This is a genomic window from Corticimicrobacter populi, from assembly GCF_003123725.1.
Lineage (GTDB): Bacteria > Pseudomonadota > Gammaproteobacteria > Burkholderiales > Burkholderiaceae_B > Corticimicrobacter > Corticimicrobacter populi.
Map to the genome: position 1 here is coordinate 338,808 of NZ_QETA01000003.1, position 18,636 is coordinate 357,443.

Annotated in this window: 18 protein-coding genes and 1 tRNA gene; 1 reads left to right on the top strand and 18 read right to left on the bottom strand. The window is 60.6% G+C overall.

Annotated features, from left to right (window positions below):
• Positions 1–6 precede the first annotated feature (6 nt).
• The 11 genes from DD235_RS09565 to metE all read right to left on the bottom strand — a co-directional run bounded on the left by DD235_RS09565 (position 7) and on the right by metE (position 11,933).
• Entirely contained in the window at positions 7–513 is a 507-nt protein-coding gene (locus tag DD235_RS09565; protein ID WP_109061839.1) for an RNA polymerase sigma factor, read from the bottom strand.
• 202 nt (positions 514–715) lie between these two features.
• The gene (ppa, locus tag DD235_RS09570; protein WP_109061840.1) at positions 716–1,255 is read right to left on the bottom strand and encodes an inorganic diphosphatase; all 540 of its coding nucleotides are present in this window, start codon (positions 1,253–1,255) and stop codon (positions 716–718) included.
• Between the two features lie 28 nt (positions 1,256–1,283).
• A complete protein-coding gene (locus DD235_RS09575; protein WP_109061841.1) occupies positions 1,284–2,807 on the bottom strand; it encodes a heme biosynthesis HemY N-terminal domain-containing protein in 1,524 nt (507 codons plus the stop codon).
• A 4-nt stretch (positions 2,808–2,811) separates the two neighbouring features.
• Complete coding sequence (locus DD235_RS09580; RefSeq protein ID WP_109061842.1) at positions 2,812–3,990, bottom strand: uroporphyrinogen-III C-methyltransferase; 1,179 nt, start codon at positions 3,988–3,990, stop codon at positions 2,812–2,814.
• Positions 3,987–4,817, bottom strand: a complete 831-nt coding sequence (locus tag DD235_RS09585; protein ID WP_162300456.1) for a uroporphyrinogen-III synthase — start codon at positions 4,815–4,817, stop codon at positions 3,987–3,989. Before DD235_RS09585 ends, DD235_RS09580 begins: the two co-directional genes overlap by 4 nt.
• 1 nt (position 4,818) lies before the next feature.
• Complete coding sequence (gene hemC, locus DD235_RS09590) at positions 4,819–5,781, bottom strand: hydroxymethylbilane synthase (protein ID WP_109061844.1); 963 nt, start codon at positions 5,779–5,781, stop codon at positions 4,819–4,821.
• 141 nt (positions 5,782–5,922) lie between these two features.
• A complete protein-coding gene (locus tag DD235_RS09595; RefSeq protein WP_109061845.1) occupies positions 5,923–6,630 on the bottom strand; it encodes a TerC family protein in 708 nt (235 codons plus the stop codon).
• Between the two features lie 205 nt (positions 6,631–6,835).
• Positions 6,836–7,729 (bottom strand): succinate--CoA ligase subunit alpha, encoded by an 894-nt coding sequence (gene sucD / locus DD235_RS09600; RefSeq protein ID WP_109061846.1) that lies wholly within the window; start codon positions 7,727–7,729, stop codon positions 6,836–6,838.
• Between the two features lie 22 nt (positions 7,730–7,751).
• Positions 7,752–8,912, bottom strand: coding sequence for an ADP-forming succinate--CoA ligase subunit beta (gene sucC, locus DD235_RS09605; protein ID WP_109061847.1), 1,161 nt, complete (start codon positions 8,910–8,912; stop codon positions 7,752–7,754).
• 18 nt (positions 8,913–8,930) lie between these two features.
• A complete protein-coding gene (locus DD235_RS09610) occupies positions 8,931–9,509 on the bottom strand; it encodes a DUF2889 domain-containing protein (protein ID WP_109061961.1) in 579 nt (192 codons plus the stop codon).
• 126 nt (positions 9,510–9,635) lie between these two features.
• Positions 9,636–11,933 carry a 5-methyltetrahydropteroyltriglutamate--homocysteine S-methyltransferase gene (metE, locus tag DD235_RS09615; protein ID WP_109061848.1) on the bottom strand — a complete coding sequence of 766 codons (2,298 nt, stop codon included), beginning with the start codon at positions 11,931–11,933 and terminating at the stop codon, positions 9,636–9,638.
• A 132-nt stretch (positions 11,934–12,065) separates the two neighbouring features.
• Between metE and DD235_RS09620 the strand changes: the two genes are divergently transcribed.
• A complete protein-coding gene (locus DD235_RS09620; RefSeq protein WP_109061849.1) occupies positions 12,066–12,989 on the top strand; it encodes a LysR family transcriptional regulator in 924 nt (307 codons plus the stop codon).
• Here DD235_RS09620 and recX read toward each other — a convergent pair.
• The 7 genes from recX to nuoN all read right to left on the bottom strand — a co-directional run bounded on the left by recX (position 12,949) and on the right by nuoN (position 18,633).
• Positions 12,949–13,416, bottom strand: coding sequence for a recombination regulator RecX (gene recX, locus DD235_RS09625; RefSeq protein ID WP_143858654.1), 468 nt, complete (start codon positions 13,414–13,416; stop codon positions 12,949–12,951). The two genes, DD235_RS09620 and recX, sit on opposite strands and share 41 nt — an antisense overlap.
• The gene (gene recA, locus DD235_RS09630) at positions 13,406–14,488 is read right to left on the bottom strand and encodes a recombinase RecA (protein WP_109061851.1); all 1,083 of its coding nucleotides are present in this window, start codon (positions 14,486–14,488) and stop codon (positions 13,406–13,408) included. Before recA ends, recX begins: the two co-directional genes overlap by 11 nt.
• A 162-nt stretch (positions 14,489–14,650) precedes the next feature.
• On the bottom strand, positions 14,651–16,276 hold the full coding sequence (locus DD235_RS09635; protein WP_109061852.1) for a Na/Pi cotransporter family protein: 1,626 nt from the start codon (positions 16,274–16,276) through the stop codon (positions 14,651–14,653).
• A 56-nt stretch (positions 16,277–16,332) separates the two neighbouring features.
• Positions 16,333–16,408, bottom strand: a tRNA-Thr gene (locus DD235_RS09640).
• A gap of 36 nt (positions 16,409–16,444) precedes the next feature.
• Complete coding sequence (locus DD235_RS09645) at positions 16,445–16,693, bottom strand: GlsB/YeaQ/YmgE family stress response membrane protein (protein ID WP_109061853.1); 249 nt, start codon at positions 16,691–16,693, stop codon at positions 16,445–16,447.
• Between the two features lie 129 nt (positions 16,694–16,822).
• A complete protein-coding gene (locus DD235_RS09650) occupies positions 16,823–17,143 on the bottom strand; it encodes a DUF2818 family protein (protein WP_109061854.1) in 321 nt (106 codons plus the stop codon).
• The gene (gene nuoN, locus DD235_RS09655; RefSeq protein WP_109061855.1) at positions 17,140–18,633 is read right to left on the bottom strand and encodes an NADH-quinone oxidoreductase subunit NuoN; all 1,494 of its coding nucleotides are present in this window, start codon (positions 18,631–18,633) and stop codon (positions 17,140–17,142) included. Before nuoN ends, DD235_RS09650 begins: the two co-directional genes overlap by 4 nt.
• Between the last annotated feature and the right edge of the window lie 3 nt (positions 18,634–18,636).

The following is an 18,636-nucleotide window of genomic DNA, read 5'->3' on the forward strand; positions in this document are numbered from 1 at the left end:
CCAGACTCAGTGCGGGGCATGGTTCTGCAACCGTTCCCTGAGATATCTGGCGGCCCGGATCATGTATTTTTCGACCATGTTGACGGAAATGCCCAACTGCTGGGCGATCTCCTGCTGGCTGTATCCCTCCAGCTTGTGCAGCAGAAAAACCTGCCGGCACTTGAGTGGCAACTCCTGCAATGCGTCTTTCAGGGAACACACCAACTCGGTTGTCCGTACATGCGCATCAGGATCACCCAGCAGGGGATGCTCATCCTCGCCGAGCTCATGCAACGGCACGACATCCAGCAACCGTGCCTGGCGGTGCTTGTCGATCAGGCGGTTGCGCACGCTGCGATGCAGATAGGCTCCGGGATTGACCAGTGCAGCGGCATCATGCTCCAGCACCTTGACGATCGTATCGTGCGTGGCATCCTCGGCATCGGCCCGGCTGTCAGCCCGTCGCACCCACGTCCCGACCAGCTCGCCGTAATGGCTGAGCCAACCTTTTCTGGACACAGGTGAGCGTGACATGGATGACAGAAACAACGGCAGGTGTATCGAACTCGATATAGTAGCAATGATTCTTATTGTCCAGCATGGAAAACTTGAACCTGCCGTCTCCTCTTTGCCATCAGGATGTGCTCAGCAACCTCGCAGCCAAGAAAAAAGGCGACCCTGACCGGCGTCGCCTATTTCACCTGCAACCGCCCGTCCTCACGGACAGGCCGATAAATCACGCGTCGTTCTGCAGACGCCAGGCCTCGGCGCTCTTCAGGATTTCGGCACGGGCGGCTTCCGGGCCTTGCCAGCCGGTCAGCTTGACCCACTTGCCTTTCTCGAGATCCTTGTAATGCTCGAAAAAGTGGCGGATACGCTCGATTTCCTCGATCGGCAGATCGTCGATGGACTGGATCTTGCGATAGACCGGATACAGCTTGTCGATGGGCAGCGCCAGCAGCTTGGCATCGCCACCGCCTTCGTCTTCCATGTTGAGCACACCAATGGCGCGGCAGCGGATCACGGCACCGGCCTGGATCGGGAACGGAGTGATCACCAGTACGTCGGCGGGGTCACCATCATCGGAGATCGTCTGCGGAATGTAGCCATAGTTGCACGGATAGTGCATGGCGGCCAGCATGAAACGGTCGACGAACAGCGCGCCCGAATCCTTGTCCACCTCGTACTTGATCGGGTCGGCATTCATCGGAATTTCGATGACGACATTGAAATCATCCGGCAGGTTCTTGCCTGCTCCGACATTCAAAAGACTCATTTTCTACCTTGTATGTAAAAAGTGGAAATCAGTAGGCAGCGGGCTTGTCGCTGTCCGTGCGTGCCGCCTCTGACGATGCGGCAGGCTCTTCGGTACCCAGTGAAGCGGCAGGGATCGGCGCACTGTCGAAATACTCATGGAAGGCATCATCACGATCGCTGCTGGCGACCACGGCTTCGTGGCGCGACGGTAGCACACCACCGTGCACATCGTAGTCGCTGATGCCATCACGCTGGTGCAGGATATCCGGAGAATCGGCCGTCTGGGGATCGGGCAGGACAAAATCCTCGGGATTGTCGGCCACCAGGTGATGCGGATCGGCCTGTACGTCTGCGGCCGGCAATGCCGCCGACGCGGCCAGGTCGGGCAGACCCACGCTGGCCGCAGTGGCCTGGCGCAGATAGGACAGTGCGTCATCGCGCCGTCCCAGGCGATCGCTCAGACTGCCCAGCAACGCATAGGTGCCGGCTGTCGGCTGTATGGCGAGACTGCGGCGCAGGTAACGCTCAGCCTGCCCCCAGATCTGCCCATGCAGACACAGCACGCCCATGGCACGCAGCAGGTCGGGATGATCGGGATGATCCTTGAGCCAGCGCACGGCCTTGCTCAGGCGGCGCTGTACATCGGCAGGGGCGCAGCGTGCATAGGCAGCCAGCAATTCGGGATCGAGCTGCACATCGAGCGCGGACTCCAGCACCTTGCTGGCCTCGCTGCCCTGCTCCTGGGCATCGAACAAGCGGGCCGCAGCCAGGGCAACCGGCGGCAAGGTGCGCTCCGTGGACTTGAGGGACTTCCAGACCGTGCGCCAGTCGTCGCCAGCCTCGAGCAGGCGACCGGCGGCTGCAACACCAATGATGCGTTCCGCCTCTGTCTGCTCCAGCGCCTTGCGCTTGAAAAGCGCGCGAGCCAGCAGGTAGGCCTGTTCGTGATGCGCCAGATCGACATGCGCACGCAGCAACAGACGGGTAATGTTGACGTAGCGTGCGCCTTCTTCGTAAGGCAGCGTCTGCAGTTTTTCCAGTGCCGCCTGCGGCTGTCCCTGTTCCAGCAACAGTTCGGCCCACAGGGCACCGACGGCATCGACCAGAGCCTTCTCGCCGGCAAACTCCTGGGCCTGCCGCAGCAACTCATCGCGGCGGGTATAGGCCGCCTGGGCATGAGCCGCCCGTGCCGCCGACAGGGCCGCCAGAACCTTGCGATTGTGGTTGCGCGTCTGCCCAAGCAGCTTGGTCAGGTCTTTTTCGGATTGGGCATAACGTCCTGCCAGCAGACCGATCCAGCCACGCTCGAGGCGATTGTCGTCACGATGCTGGGCACGCCGGCCGCGCCAGCCGCGCCAGCGCCCCGGCACCGACAACAGCCAGCTCAGGAAGCGCAGACCGACATACAGCAGGATGAACGAACCGACGATCAGGGCCACGGCCAGCATGATCGATAGCTCGATGCGATACGGCGGCACCAGGATGACGACATTGCCGGCATGCTGTCGCAGAAACACTGCCGCCGCCACTGCGACGACCGCCAGGAGCAGAGTCCAGAACCAGGCTCTCATGGCATTATTCCTGTGCGCCGGACTCGGCCGGCAGTGCTGCCTTGGCACGCGCAGCCTCCAGCGCATGCAGGCTGTTGCCAATATCCGGAATATCGGCCTTGATCGGTGCCTGGGCCAGGGCTTCAACCTGGGTGAAGGCACGGGCAACGTCGACATTCTGCATGTCGAAATACTGCGACAGCGCACGCGCCACAATATCAAGCTCACTCTTCCAGACATCAGGCTGGCGGGCCAGCAAGGCCACCTGTGCCGTCAGCAGTCGCTGGCGCAGGTTGCTGCGCAACTGGCTGGCCTGGTCGGGCGACAGCAACAGGGCATCCGGCGCATCAATGCGCTGGACCTTGACCAGATTGGAAAATTCGCCGGCAATCGCATGACCCAGGCGACCTGGCCAGGTTTCCATCTCGGCGCGCCAGCGTACCCACCACGAGGCATCAGGATCCACCACCAGCGTCGCCGGCACAGCGGCGCTGTCGCCTGCTGTCGCCACAGGAGGCTGGGCTGCAGGCGAGGCATCGATCACGGCATTCACGCCTGGTGCCAGCAAAGGCAGAGTATCGATCTGGCGAACCAGCGCATCGACACGCCGCGACAGTGCCGGGATATCAACCTGGGGCGTCATGCGCAGGCGTTCGAGATCGCCATTGACCGCCTGCAGCACCATCGCGAAACCGGGCCGGTCGGCGCTTGCCAGGCGGGCCTGTGCCGTTTCCAGCGCCACGATGGCATTGCCGACCTGTCCGGCCAGGCGCAATTGCTGGCTGGCCAGGGTCAGGATGCGATCAAGATCATTGGAAAGAACGACATCGCCGCCCTCGTCCGTCAGGTTCTGCCAGGCTTGCTCCAGCACCTGGTAGCGGCTGCTGAGATCGGTCAGTTTTTCTTCAAGTGCCTGCACCTTGGCCTGCTGGCCCTGGGCAATGTCACGCGCCTCGTCAGCCTGTCGCTGGGTCTGCTGCAACTGCGTTTCGACCGTGCTTAGACGGCCGGCCAGTTCACGACCGCCCTGCTGGAACTCCTGGCGCTGGTACCACAGCGCGCTCAACAGCGCGGCAATCACCAGCACAGCCAGCAACAGTATGGTCAGCCAGCCTCCCTTGCCGCCACGCCGGGCAGATTCGGGCTGGGTCTCGGCGGCAGCCTGCCGGGCAGGTGCCTCAATCTCGGGTGTGATATCGGTCATAGCCTGGATTGTAATATGTTGTCGGTTCCTGCCTGCCGCGCGGTCAGAAAAGCGTGTAACAAACTATCGTCCAGCGGCTGGCTCGTCACAACCCGGCGGCAATCGCGAGCACCAGCATACAAGGTTTCAAGACAGGATTGGGTGATGCGCGGATGCGTTGTGATGAAACAACATGTACGCCACCACTCCTCCCATCCCAGCGCCATCACACGCACATGGAGCGCCCGAAAACTCTCGATACTGCTCAGCAGCCAGGTGACGGTCAGTCCCTCTCTCTGCCAGATCTGCAAGGTCTCGGTAGCCGCTTCGGTCCAGGCCGCCGGAACACGGCGATAGACCGGCAGCAGATCAACCTGGATACCTCTCAATCGCAACTGTTCGGCCAGCCAATCCCGTCCTTGCTCGCCGCGTACGATCAGGACGCGGCGCAACTGCTCCAGTTCAGGCTGCAGCAAGCGCCACAGCGCCTCTGAATCCAGGCCCTCGCGGGTATCGCTGGGATACAGCAACCGAGCTTCGGATGTCAGAACACCGGTAGCACGCAAAGCATCGGCACTGCCCGGCCCGACCATGGCTGCCAGGGTGTCAGATGGCCAGTGCCAGCCTTCTCCTGCCTGCTGCCGCATTCCCTCGACATAGAGACGGGCGGCATTACCACTGACAAACATCACCAGATCGTAATCTGCCGGCGCACGCCAGGCCACATGATCCAGGGATTCTATGGTCATGGCAGGCAACATCAACACCTGCCAGTCCTGTTGCACCAGATGCGCCGCCAGCGTCTCGTTGCGCCCCTGGGGCCGGGTCAGAACGGCGCGCCGCACCACGTCAGCCCTGCCTGGAAGGCACCTCGATACCGAGTCCTTCCAGAATGGCGGCAGCGCCATCCTGCAGCAAGGCGGCAGCAACTTCGGTCCCCAATACCTCGGCATCTGCAATCGCACCACGTTGCTCGGCACGCAGCACCGTACGCCCATCGGGCGTGGCCACCAGCGCACGCAGCCATAGGGTATCGCCGCCATCGATCTCGGCATAGGCGGCCAGAGGCACTTGGCAGGAACCGCCCAGCGCCCGCGACACGGCCCGCTCTGCAGCCACGCGGGCCGTGGTGGCCGGGCAGACCAGCGGTGCCAACCAACCAGCCACGTCAGTCCGATCGGCGCGAATTTCGATCCCCAGAGCTCCCTGCCCAGCAGCCGGCAGGCTGAGAGCCGCAGGCAACACGGTCCGTATGCGCTCGGCCATGCCCAGTCGCTGCAGCCCTGTGGCTGCCAATACGATGGCATCGTACTCACCGGCATCGAGCTTGCCCAGTCGGGTATCGAGGTTGCCGCGCAGCGGCTTGATGTCGAGATGCGGCCAGCGTGCCCGGATCTGTGCCTCGCGCCGCAGGCTGGACGTGCCCACGACGGCCCCTTCGGGCAGTGCCTCAAGTGAGTCGTAACGCGACGACACCAGCGCATCATGCACGTCGCCACGCGGCAGCACGGCTGCCAGCGAGAAACCTTCGGGAAGCTCCATCGGCACATCCTTGAGCGAATGTACCGCCAGATCGGCACGACCATCGTGCAGCGCCGTCTCCAGTTCCTTGACGAACAGGCCCTTGCCGCCCACCTTGGACAACGTGCGGTCGAGGATCTGATCGCCGCGCGTCGTCATCTCGAGCAGTTCGACCTCACATCCTGGATAGCGGTTACGCAGCAGATCTGCCACGTGATGAGCCTGCCATAGCGCAAGACGGCTGGCGCGGGTCGCAATGACCAGTTTCCGGGGAAAGGATGTCGTGCTCACAGCCACCTCGACGCCACGATGGACAGCACCAGTCCGAGCACGCCGACCAGCAGCAGGGTCTGCAGGATGCTCAGCCCCTGACAGCGATTCTTGTTGGATGTGTCCACACTCATGGTCACGCAGCTCCTTTCATTGCAATCATCAGGCCTGACGGGCCTTGCGGTTGCGGCGCTCACCGAGCACACGCCCGACACCGACCACCAGCAGCGCGCCCGCGATCTCAAAGCCCAATTTGACCACGGTCGCAGGCTCGCCCCATTGATTTGTGACAAGCACATCGGTCACCAGCATGCCGCCCGCGATCCAGCCCAGCAGCGCAGCCCCGAATGTCACTACCACCGGGTAGCGGTCGATCAGCTTGAGCACCAGCGTGCTGCCCCATATGATGATCGGCACGCTGACCAGCAAGCCGAAGATCACCAGCGCCAATTGATGATCGGCATGGGCTCCCTGTGCGGCACCGGCAATGGCAATGACATTGTCCAGGCTCATGATGAAGTCCGCCACGATGATGGTCTTGATCGCAGCCAGGATCGAGGCACTTCCCTGGATATTGGCATGTTCATCCTCGTCGGGCAGCATCAGCTTGATGCCGATCCAGACCAGCATGAGCGCACCGGCGATCTTGAGAAACGGTACTGCCAACAGCGTCAGGGCAAAGAAGATCAGGATCACCCGCAGGACGATGGCACCCGCCGTGCCCCAGAGAATGCCCTTGAGTCGCTGCGCAGGGGCCAGGTTGCGGCAGGCCAGGGCGATGACGACCGCGTTATCCCCCCCCAGCAGAACATCGATCAGGATGATCTGGAATACGGCAGCCCAACTGACCGTCTGCAAAAATTCCATCATGTTGTGAGTGTCCTGTCTGCGGAGATAAGGTCGTAAAGGGGGCTATTGTAATCCAGTCAATCCAACAAAAAATGCCCCCACGCTGCGCCTTCGGCTTGCTGCCCTCCAAGGGGGGCGCTTTTTGCCTTGGGGCGGCCCGGCGGCAAAAAAAAGCCGCCCGGCACAAGAACCGGGCGGCTTTTCGATGGTCAATCAGCGATGAAGATTACAGCACGGTCTTCAGCAGCTTGCCCATTTCAGACGGGTTGCGCGTGGTACGAATACCGCACTCTTCCATCACGGCCAGCTTGGCATCTGCCGTATCGGCACCGCCGGAGATCAGCGCACCGGCGTGGCCCATGCGCTTTCCGGGAGGCGCGGTTACGCCAGCGATGAAGCCAACCACCGGTTTTTTCATGTTGTCCTTGGCCCAACGTGCAGCCTCGACTTCGTCCGGGCCGCCGATTTCGCCAATCATGATGACGGCATCGGTCTCGGGATCGTCGTTGAACAGCTTGAGGATGTCGATGTGCTTGAGGCCATTGATGGGGTCGCCACCAATGCCAACTGCGCTCGACTGCCCCAGGCCCAGCTCGGTGACTTGCGCCACGGCTTCGTAGGTCAGCGTACCGGAGCGGCTGACCACGCCGATACGGCCCTTGCGGTGGATGTGACCAGGCATGATGCCGATCTTGATTTCATCGGGCGTGATCAGGCCGGGGCAGTTCGGGCCCAGCAGCAGAGTCTTCTTGCCACCGGCGGCTTCCTTGGCCTTCATCTTGTTGCGCACTTCCAGCATGTCGCGCACGGGAATGCCTTCGGTAATGCAGACCACCAGATCCAGGTCGGCCTCGACGGCTTCCCAGATCGCAGCCGCAGCGCCTGCGGGCGGCACGTAGATCACCGATACGTCGGCACCGGTTTCGGCCTTGGCATCCTTGACCGTGGCGAAGATGGGCACGCCTTCGAAATCCTCGCCTGCGCGCTTGGGATTGACCCCGGCGACGAAGGCGTTCTTGCCATTGGCGTACTCGCGGCACATGCGGGTGTGAAACTGGCCCGTCTTGCCGGTGATGCCCTGGGTAATGACTTTCGTGTCTTTATTGATCAGAATCGACATTTTTGAATATCCTTGGGCAAGATTACTTGACGGCTGCAACAGCCTTGGTTGCCGCTTCGGCCATGGTATCGGCGCTGATGATGGGCAGGCCGGACTGGGCCAGCAACTGCTTGCCGAGTTCTTCGTTGGTGCCCTTCATGCGCACCACCAGCGGCACGTTCAGGTTGACTGCCTTGCAGGCCGCGATCACGCCTTCCGCGATCACGTCGCAGCGCATGATGCCACCAAAGATGTTGACCAGAATGGCCTTGACGTCATCGTTCTTGAGCATGATCTTGAACGCTTCGGTCACCTTCTCTGCCGTGGCACCGCCACCGACATCGAGGAAGTTGGCCGGTTCGCCGCCAAACAGCTTGATGGTGTCCATGGTCGCCATGGCCAGGCCAGCGCCGTTGACCAGGCAGCCGATATTGCCGTCGAGCTGGATGTAGGCCAGGTCGAATTTGCTGGCTTCGATTTCAGCAGGATCCTCTTCGTCCAGATCGCGGTACTCGACGATCTCGGGATGACGGAACAGCGCATTGGAGTCGAAATTGAACTTGGCGTCCAGAGCAATGATATTGCCCTTGCTGTCACGGTTGAGCGGATTGATCTCGACCAGCGAAGCATCCGTATCCATGTAGCACTGATACAGCTTCTTGAAGACATCCACGGCCTGCTTGGCCGATTCGCCTTCCAGTCCGATCGCAGCAGCGATCTTGGCAGCCTGCGCATCTTCCAAACCGGTCAGCGGATCGATGTATTCGGTCACGATCTTCTCGGGCGTGGAATGGGCCACTTCCTCGATGTCCATGCCGCCTTCGCTCGAAGCGATGAAAGCCACCTTCTGGGTGGCGCGGTCGGTCACCACGGACACATAGTATTCTTTCTGGATGTCGGCACCGTCTTCGATGTACAGGCGCTTGACCTTCTGTCCTGCCGGGCCGGTCTGGTGCGTGACCAGTTGCATGCCCAGGATGTCGGACGCCAGCTTGCGCACGTCATCAATCGACTTGGCCACCTTGACGCCGCCGCCCTTGCCGCGACCGCCTGCGTGAATCTGGGCCTTGACCACCCATACCGGGCCACCCAGCTTTTCGGCTGCGGCCACAGCCTCGTCTACCGAAAAAGCGGGAATGCCGCGCGGCACGGGCACGCCGAATTTTTTCAGCAGTTCCTTGCCTTGGTACTCGTGAATTTTCATGTGTTACCTGTCAGGACGTTAAGAAAAAGAAACAGTCGTCGGCGTTTCATGGCCGACATACCAGCGGGGATAATATTGTCTCACCACTTCGCCCTGCGTGCTCAGCGCATGGCAACCATCAAGCTGGAACGGCTTGATCGTGCCACCCTGGTCATCCTGGGGCGGGCGTCGGTAAGTCATGGTCTGGATGGCGACCGTCGGCAGCACGGCCGTCAGCTCGCTCATATGCGTACAGCCGGCATCACGTCCGAAGCGGGCACGTACCTGCTGGCGAAAGCCTTTGAGCAGGTTCAGCCCGACCAGGCCGGCATAAGCCGGCTCGATGGACTTGCAGTGATGATCGTAGGGTGCGTCGTCATAGGTGGCACATGCAGCCACGATACTGAAATCCGCATCGATGGTGATGCGCAGCGACATGTCATGCACGGGACGGCCACTATGGTGAGTACTGCCATCGCTGCGGCCGAAATCATAGTGCTTGATATCCGTCAGCCGTGCCTCGAGATCCCAGAAACCGTCTTCGCGCTCATAGCTCTCGACCTGTATCGTGCGGCGATGCAGGGCTCGGCGTGATGCAGCGGCGGGAGGTAGCGACATGGAGCGGACCGAAATGTCTGACATAAATCAAATCCGGTCGAGTATAGCGCACTCAGGTGTATCGCTTTCGATGTCGTATAGATGAACCCGGAGTCCAGCCAGCTGACTGGACTCCGGCAACGGCCATCAGGCTGCTGCGCGCAGATCCTTGGCGGCCTGCACCATCGCCACCAGCGCGGCACGGGTTTCAGGCCAGGCACGGGTCTTCAGGCCGCAATCCGGGTTGACCCAGAGACGCTCCCTGGGCAGGCGCGCGGCCGCCTTGTTCATCAGGTCCACCATCCACTGGACTTCCGGCACATTGGGCGAATGGATGTCATAGACGCCTGGACCAATGTCATTGGGATAGTGGAAGTCCTCGAACGCTTCCAGCAACTCCATATTGGAGCGCGAGGTTTCGATCGTAATCACATCCGCATCCATGGCTGCGATCGAATCAATAATGTCGTTGAATTCCGAATAGCACATATGGGTATGGATCTGCGTGTCATCCTGCACACCCGAGGTAGACAGACGGAAGCAGTCTACCGCCCAGCCCAGGTAATGCTTCCAGTCGGCCTTGCGCAGCGGCAACCCTTCGCGAATGGCTGGCTCGTCGATCTGGATGACCTTGATGCCTGCGGCTTCCAGGTCGTTGACCTCGTCGCGCAGCGCCAGCGCCAATTGGCGGCAGGTGGTCTCACGCGGCTGGTCATCACGCACGAACGACCACTGCAGAATGGTGACCGGGCCAGTCAACATCCCCTTGACCGGACGCGCGGTCAGCGACTGGGCATACGACGACCAGCCAACCGTCATCGGTGCCGGACGGGCCACATCACCGAAAATAATGGGCGGCTTGACGCAACGCGAACCATAGCTCTGTACCCAACCATTGCGGGTAAAGGCAAAGCCGGCCAGCAGTTCACCGAAGTACTCGACCATGTCGTTGCGTTCGGGCTCGCCATGAACCAGTACATCAAGATCGATTTCTTCCTGGAAGCGGATCACGCGCTCGATCTCTTCACGAATGGCATGTTCATACTGCGCATCCGTCAGTGCGCCGGATTTCCAGTCGCGCCGCAGCGTCCGAATTTCCTGAGTCTGCGGGAAGGAACCGATCGTCGTCGTGGGGAAAGCCGGCAGATCAAGCGCGGCCTGCTGGCTGCTGATGCGGGCAGCGAAGGCGGCACGGTCACGCGACACATTACGGGACTCGGCCAGGCGCTGCGCCACGGCAGGATTGTGGATACGAGCCGAAGCACGACGCACGGCCAGCGCATTCTGCTGTGCCGTCCAGTCCGCTCGCGTGGCATCATCATCGATACCATCCAGCTTGCGCGCCAGCAGATTCAACTCAGCCAGTTTCTGGCGAGCAAACGACAGCCAGCTCTTGAGTTCATTATCGAGTTCGGTTTCCTGCTCCAGGTCAACCGGCACATGCAGCAGTGAGCATGAGGGAGCCAGCCAGAGACGGTCACCCAGTGCAGCCTTGATCGGGGTCAGCGCCGCTACCGCCGCCTCAAGATCGGTACGCCAGATATTGCGGCCGCTGATCCAGCCCGCCGACAACACCTGGTCCGGACGCAGATCGGCCGCCACCAATGCCAGTTGCTCCGGCGCACGCGACAGATCCACATGCAACCCGGCTACCGGCAGTCCAGACGCCGTCGCCAGATTGTCTTTCAGACCGTCGAAATAGGTCGCCAGCAGAATCTTGACGGGAGCCGTCTGGAACTCGGCATAGACCTGACCAAAAGCCTCTTTCCAAGCCTGTGGCAAGTCCAGAGTCAGGATCGGCTCATCAATCTGCACCCACTCGACACCCTGCCCCGCCAGGCGCTCCAATACCAGTCGATAGACAGGCAGCAGCGCCTCCAGCAACTTCAGCTTGCCTTCGTCCTGGGCACCATTCAGAAAAGCGTCGCCCTTGCCCAGCCACAGCCAGGTCAACGGACCGGGAATCACCGGCTTGACGGCATATCCCTGAGCACGAGCCTCCTCCACCTGCTCAAACAGGTACTCGCGAGCAATACGAAACTGCTGGTTGGGCGACAGCTCGGGAACGATATAGTGGTAGTTGGTATCGAACCACTTGGTCATTTCGCAGGCTGCCGCAGGCGTACCGGTCGGTGCGCGGCCGCGTCCCAGGCGGAACAGGGTATCCAGATCGACAGGCGCACCGGCAGTCTGGCCGAAGCGTGCAGGAATCGCCCCCAGCAGCGTTGTCCACTCCAGTATCTGGTCGTACCAGGCGAAATCCCCCACCGGCACGAATTTCAGTCCGGCATCGGCCTGCTGCCGCCAGTGACGGGCACGCAGTTCACGCCCAGCCTGCTCCAGCGCTTCACGGCTTTGCTTGCCTGCCCAGTACGCTTCGACCGCCCGTTTGAGTTCACGCTGCACGCCGATCCGGGGAAAACCAAGATTATGAATAACGGTCATATCAAAACACCACCCACGAGAAGATTCAGAATCCATGCCTGCGTTCAAGTACAGGCGTTCAGGATCGGTATTCTGCGGGATCGGCGCTACAATGCAAAATCAATGTCTTCATCCATAAGTTGAAAATAATTCATGCTTGAGTTCAGACACCTCGAAACCATTCACGCCATCCATGAAACAGGATCGCTCAACGAAGCAGCCGACCGGCTGCACGTCACCCAGTCGGCCCTGTCACATCAATTGCGCGACCTGGAGACACGCCTCGGCGTTGCTCTGCTCAACCGGCGCACCCGACCTGCCCGCCTGACCACAGCAGGCCTGCGCGTACTGTCACTGGCCGAGGAGGTGCTGCCGCGCATCCGCAGCACGGAACGCGAACTGCAGCGACTGGCACAGGGACGCAGCGGCCGTCTGCACCTGGCCATTGATTGCCACTCGTGTTTCCAATGGCTGATGCCGGCACTCGACAATTTTCGTCAACAATGGCCCGACGTCATGCTGGACCTGTCAGCTGCCTTCTCGTTTGCACCGCTGCCAGCCCTGGTACGGGGCGATCTCGATCTGGTCATCACATCTGATCCAGCCCCACTGGACAACGTGCAATACCTGCCCTTGTTCAGCTATGAACTGGTGCTCGCGGCCAACCGGGCCAATCCGATATGCCAGCAGGATTATGTCCATCCCGAGGACTTGTCCAGCCAGACATTGATCACCTACCCGGTGGACCGGCAGCGACTCGATGTCTATACGGTATTCATGGATCCTGCTGAAGTAGAGCCTGCAGCAGTGCGCACAGCAGAGCTGACGCCCATCATTCTGCAGCTGATTGCCAGCGGTCGCGGCGTGGCGGCCCTGCCGAACTGGGCCTTGATGGAGTACATGCAGCACGACTGGCTGGCGGTCTGCCGATTGGGTGCCGAAGGCATCTGGCGCACGCTCTATGCCACGGTACGCACCGAAGATGTGGATGCGCCCTACATCCAGGATTTCATGGACGTGGCACGTACGGTCTGCTTCAAGAATCTGACGGGCATCCGCCAGCCAGGATCTTCTTGACTACATCGTGTGAAAAGCCCCTGCCTGCCAGAAAGCGGGCCTGGCGCGCATAATCGGCCGGCGCTTGCGGAAGTTCGCCGCCGAAACGGCGCTGCCAGACCTCGCAGGCCCTGGGCAATTCGCTGCCTCGCAGCGCTTCGCGCAACTCGACCATCTGTTCGGCCGGAATGCCATGCTGGCGCAGCTCATCGAGAATGCGAGCAGCCCCCTGCTTGTGTGCCTTGCGCTGCACCAGCCCCTGAGCAAAGCGCGCATCCGACTGCCAGCCGGCGCGCTCAAGTTCATCCAGAACAGCTTCGATGTCGCCCGGCATTTCGCTATGGGGCTGCAGCTTGCGCAACAACTCCTGGCGGCTGTGTTCGCGCCGGGACAACAAGGCCACCGCCCTCGACTTGAGCGAGGGCGTACGGCCGGACTTAGGCGTCATCCCCATCTTGATCCGGCTGTGCAGCTACCGGCACGGAACCTGCGGGACGTGTGGCCACACCGAGTTTTTCGCGAACGAGATTTTCGATTTCCAGCGCCAGTTCGGGACGCTGCTTGAGGTAGTCGCGCACATTGTCCTTGCCCTGACCGATCCGATCACCGTTATAGCTGTACCAGGCACCGGCCTTGTCGACGATACCTGCCTGCACGCCCAGATCGATGACTTCGCCCTCGCGCGAAATGCCGGCACCGTACATGATGTCGAACTCGGCCTGCTTAAACGGTGGCGACACCTTGTTCTTGACGACCTTGACGCGTGTCTCGTTGCCGACGACTTCATCACCCTTCTTGATCGAGCCGATGCGACGGATATCGAGCCGCACGGATGCATAGAACTTGAGTGCGTTGCCACCGGTCGTGGTTTCGGGATTGCCGAACATCACACCGATCTTCATGCGGATCTGGTTGATGAAGATCACCATGCAGTTGGTGCGCTTGATGGTCGCCGTCAGCTTGCGCAATGCCTGGCTCATCAGGCGGGCCTGCAGGCCGGGCAGCGAGTCGCCCATGTCGCCCTCGATTTCGGCCTTGGGGGTCAGCGCCGCCACCGAGTCGATCACGATCAGGTCGATGGAGCCCGAACGCACCAGCGCATCGGCGATCTCGAGTGCCTGCTCCCCCGTATCGGGCTGTGAAATCAGCAGATCCTCGAGATTGACCCCCAGGCGTGCGGCATACTGTACGTCGAGTGCATGCTCGGCATCGATGAAGGCGCAGGTGCCGCCAATTTTCTGCATTTCAGCAATGACCTGCAGGGTCAGCGTGGTCTTGCCCGAAGATTCCGGACCATAGACCTCGACCACACGGCCACGCGGCAAACCACCAACACCGAGAGCGATATCCAGCCCGAGCGAACCGGTCGAGACAACCTGGATATCGTGTTCAATCTGGTTGTCGCCATAGCGCATCACCGAACCCTTGCCGAACTGCTTTTCGATCTGCGACAGGGCGGCTGCCAGGGCCTTGGCTTTTTCGGCCTTGGCTGCAGTGCCGGCCTTGGAGTTTGCATCCATGAATGATCCTTGTGGTCGTGTGGTGCGAGTGAAGGCCGCTGCGCAACGCAGCGCCTGACATACGAATTATGCACCGAATTATACTGTATATATGAACAGCATGCGTAAATTCAGCACACCACTGCACTGCCCACACCCCCCCAACCAAGAGACGTCAGCGACTCAGTCCAGATCGGCCTGTTCGGGTTCGGGCGTCGTTCCGCCGGACAGCGAATGGCAAACCCGCCAGCTGTGATAAGCCACCCGCTCCAACCAGCGCATCACGTCCATGACTTTCATCGCATCGAAGGAATCGCGGTGCCCACCGGCGCTTTCACGTAACACAGCCAGGCGCACCTGTTGCCGCAATTCGAGCAAGCGTGCCGTCTGCCTGGCCATTGCTTCCGCCTCTGCGTGCGCTACGGCCGGATCCTCGACGGCACGCCGAGCCTCTTCCAGCACCTGCCGGGCGATCGCTGCCCCTTCGGTCGCCTGCGGATTGATGCCAATATCGCACAACTGCTCCGGCAACTTCAAACGCGACTGCAGCCGGACCAGATGGTCGATGGCATGCATCTGCTCCAGCCGGCGCGGCATCAGGTAGACAGACTCCTCATCGACCGGAATTCGAGCAAAGAAATCACGCACCTGTCGCAGGGCCTGCTTGAGCTTCTTGACCTTGTGCTCTTCCAACACCGGAGCCTGTCCATCATTGCGCACCGGACACTGGGCCGCCACAGCCAGCAGGTCGAACATCTCGAGACTGATGCGCTCGAGCGCCTTGTGAGTCGTATCCAGTGCCACTTCTGGCACCTGCAATTGCGACTCGTCCAACAGATTGACCAGCGTATCCGGGCGGCTCGGCAGCAATCGCTCGATCAAATGCGCAAAAGGTGCAGCAAAGGGCAGGAACAGGCAGACGCCAACACCAATGAACAAGGTATGGAAAGCGACCAGGCTGACCGCACCAGGCTGCAGACCCAGATAATGCTGTGCCCATCCCAGCGCCGCCATGAAGGCCGGCAACAACAACAGTGCCAGCAATCCTGTACTCAGGTTGAACAGCACATGTGCCAGCGCGGTTCGCTTGGCCAGCACCGAGCCGCCGATGGCAGCGAGCACGCCCGTCATGGTCGTGCCGATAGCCGCACCGATCACCAGCACAGCCCCCTGTTCGAAACTGACCGTCCCCGTTGAAAGTGCCGTCAGCGTCATGGCCACCACAGCCGTGGAGGACTGCATCATCACCGTAACGACCATACCGATCAGCATCGTCGCCAACCGGATGCCCAGACCATCCATGTCCATGGCACGCAGTGAAAAATGCTCGGACAGGGTCTGCATGCCCTGTTGCATGAAATCGATGCCGACAAACATGATGCCGAAACCGGACAATGCCATGCCCAGCGCACGCACACGGCCCCGCGCCAGCAGTTTCATGAGCGCACCGATACCGATCAACGGCATCGTATAGAGCCCCAGACTGACCTTCAGTCCCAGCAACGAGATCAGCCAGCCCGTACCTGTAGTGCCCAGGCTGGCCCCCATGACGACGCCAACCGCCTGCGGAAAGCTGAGCAGACCCGCGCTGACGAAACCAATGAGGGTGATGGTAGTGGCCGCCGACGACTGGACCAGCAGGGTCAGCAACGTACCGGAAGTAAAAGCCTTGAAGGGAGTACCCGTGAACTGCAGCAGTGCCCGACGCAATGCATCGCCGCTGAAAGCCTTGAGACCGTCGGTGAGCAGCACCATGCCGGTCAGGAAGAGGCCGATGCCCCCCAGCAACTTGACGACCATCAGGACCATAGCAAAAGCCCCCTGCCCGAAAGTGCAAAAAGCAGCCCGAAGGCTGCTTTTTAATCTGGTGCCGCTTGCCGGATTCGAACTGGCGACCTTTTCATTACGAATGAACTGCTCTACCAACTGAGCTAAAGCGGCGAAGTCATGCATTCTAGCATGACGATTTTTTACACGTCAACCGCGCTTGGAAAATTTGCCAACCAGGAACAGCACGATCAGTGCACCGACAATCGAACCGATCCAGCCCGCCCCTTCTCCTGGTTGATAGATTCCCAATGCACCGCCCAGGAAACCGGCCACGACCGAACCTACGATACCCAGCACCACAGTCAGGACGATGCCCATTTTCTGTTCGCCCGGCATGATGGCGCGTGCCAGCAGACCCACGATGAAACCCACAACAATCATCCAGATAATGCCCATGCGCTTTTCTCCTGGTAAAAAAAACCCGCCGCATGCGAAACGCATGCGACGGGCTCATGATAGGAAATTCAGGCACCGTCCGTCTACCTCGGAACTGTCAATTCCGGTCAACGTACAGGGGCAGACAGCTCAGGTCTTGCGCTTGTGAAACAGGTAGCGATAGACAAAACCCGGATAAGCCATGACCAGAAACAGGCACAGCGTAATGGCATAGAACTCCCAGCCTTGCCGAAAACGGTTACCGAGAGTGCCCTCGAAGGCAAAGCCCACAGCGCCGATCACCACATACAGCAACAGAAGTTCCGCCATGCGCAACCAAAGCGGCTTGGCAGTCGGCTGCCCCTGTTGCTTCCAGGTCGCCACCGCCAGTACGCGCTCGGTCAGGAATGGCAGATTGGCCGCCACCAGCGCCAGCGCAAGCAACAGCCAGACTGCCAGCGCCTGGTTCATTGCAGCGCCTGGATGCAGAGTGCCATCAAGCCGCCCGGCAGGATACCAAACACCAGCAGCAGAATACCGTTGAGCGAGATCAGACCACGCTGGCACAGCGGGGTCACTGCCAGAGCAACCGCTTGCTCTTGGGCCTGCAACCCTTGCTCTTCAGGCTCGTCGAAGTAGACCACCTTGACCACGCGCAGGTAATAGAAAGCACCGATCAACGAGAAGATGACAGCCACGACCGCCAGCCAGACCATGCCGGCCTCGACGACGGCTTGCAGTACAGCAAGCTTGGCATAGAAACCCACCAGCGGCGGAATGCCCGCCAGCGAGAACATCAGCAACAGCAGGATGGCGGCATACCAGGGATGCTTGCGGTTCAATCCCTTCAGGTCGCTGATTTCCTCGCATTCGAAGCCATTGCGCGCCAGCAGCAGAATCATGCCGAAGCTGCCCAGCGTCGTCAGTACATAGGTCAGAATGTAGAACAGCGATGCGCCATAGGCACCGACTGCAGCATCAGGCTTGCCATCGATCACGCCAGACAACAGTCCCAGCAACACGAACCCCATGTGCGAAATGGTCGAATAGGCCAGCATCCGCTTGAAATTGGTCTGCATGATGGCTGTCAGGTTGCCGATCGCCAGCGAAAGCACGGCCAGGATCATCAGCATGGGCTGCCAGTCGAAGGCCAGGCTGTGCAGACCATCCGTCAGCAGGCGCAACGTAATCGCAAAGGCAGCCAACTTGGGGGCCCCGCCCAGCACCAGCGTAATGCCGGTCGGCGAACCTTGATACACATCCGGCACCCACATATGGAACGGAGCTGCACCGAGCTTGAAGGCCAGACCTGCGACCACAAACACCACACCAAAAGCCAGCGCCATGGCCGGTGCCTCACCCGAGGCCAGCACCTGGGCAATGGCGGCGAGTTCAAGCTGGCCTGTGGCACCGTAGATCATCGACATCCCGTACAGCAGGAAACCCGATGCCAGCGCACCCAGCACGAAATACTTCATGGCAGCTTCCGTGGCTACGGTATTGTCGCGACGCAGTGCGATCAGCGCATACAGCGACAGCGACATCAGCTCCAGGCCCAGATAGATGCTGACCAGGTTGCTGGCCGAAATCATGACCATCTGTCCCAACAAGGCGAACAGAATCAGGGTATAGAGTTCACCGCTGCGCAACATGTCGCGCTCCAGTGCATAGGCATGACCGTAGATCACCGTGGCGGCGACTGCGATGTAGCTGGCAATCTTGAGCAGATGAGACAAATTGTCGGCCACATAGAGGCCATGGAAAGTCACACCCTGTACACCAGCCTGCCACTGCGCCCAGCTCACGACGGTCAGGACGGCCAGCGTACCGAGGGTCAGCCAGTAGGTCACGAGGCGCTGTGCATGCTTGCTCAGCACATCGATCAGCAGAATAGCCAGACCGAGTGCCAGCAGGATGATTTCGGGCGCAGCAAGCGCGAAGTCGAATTGAGAATGCATAATCGA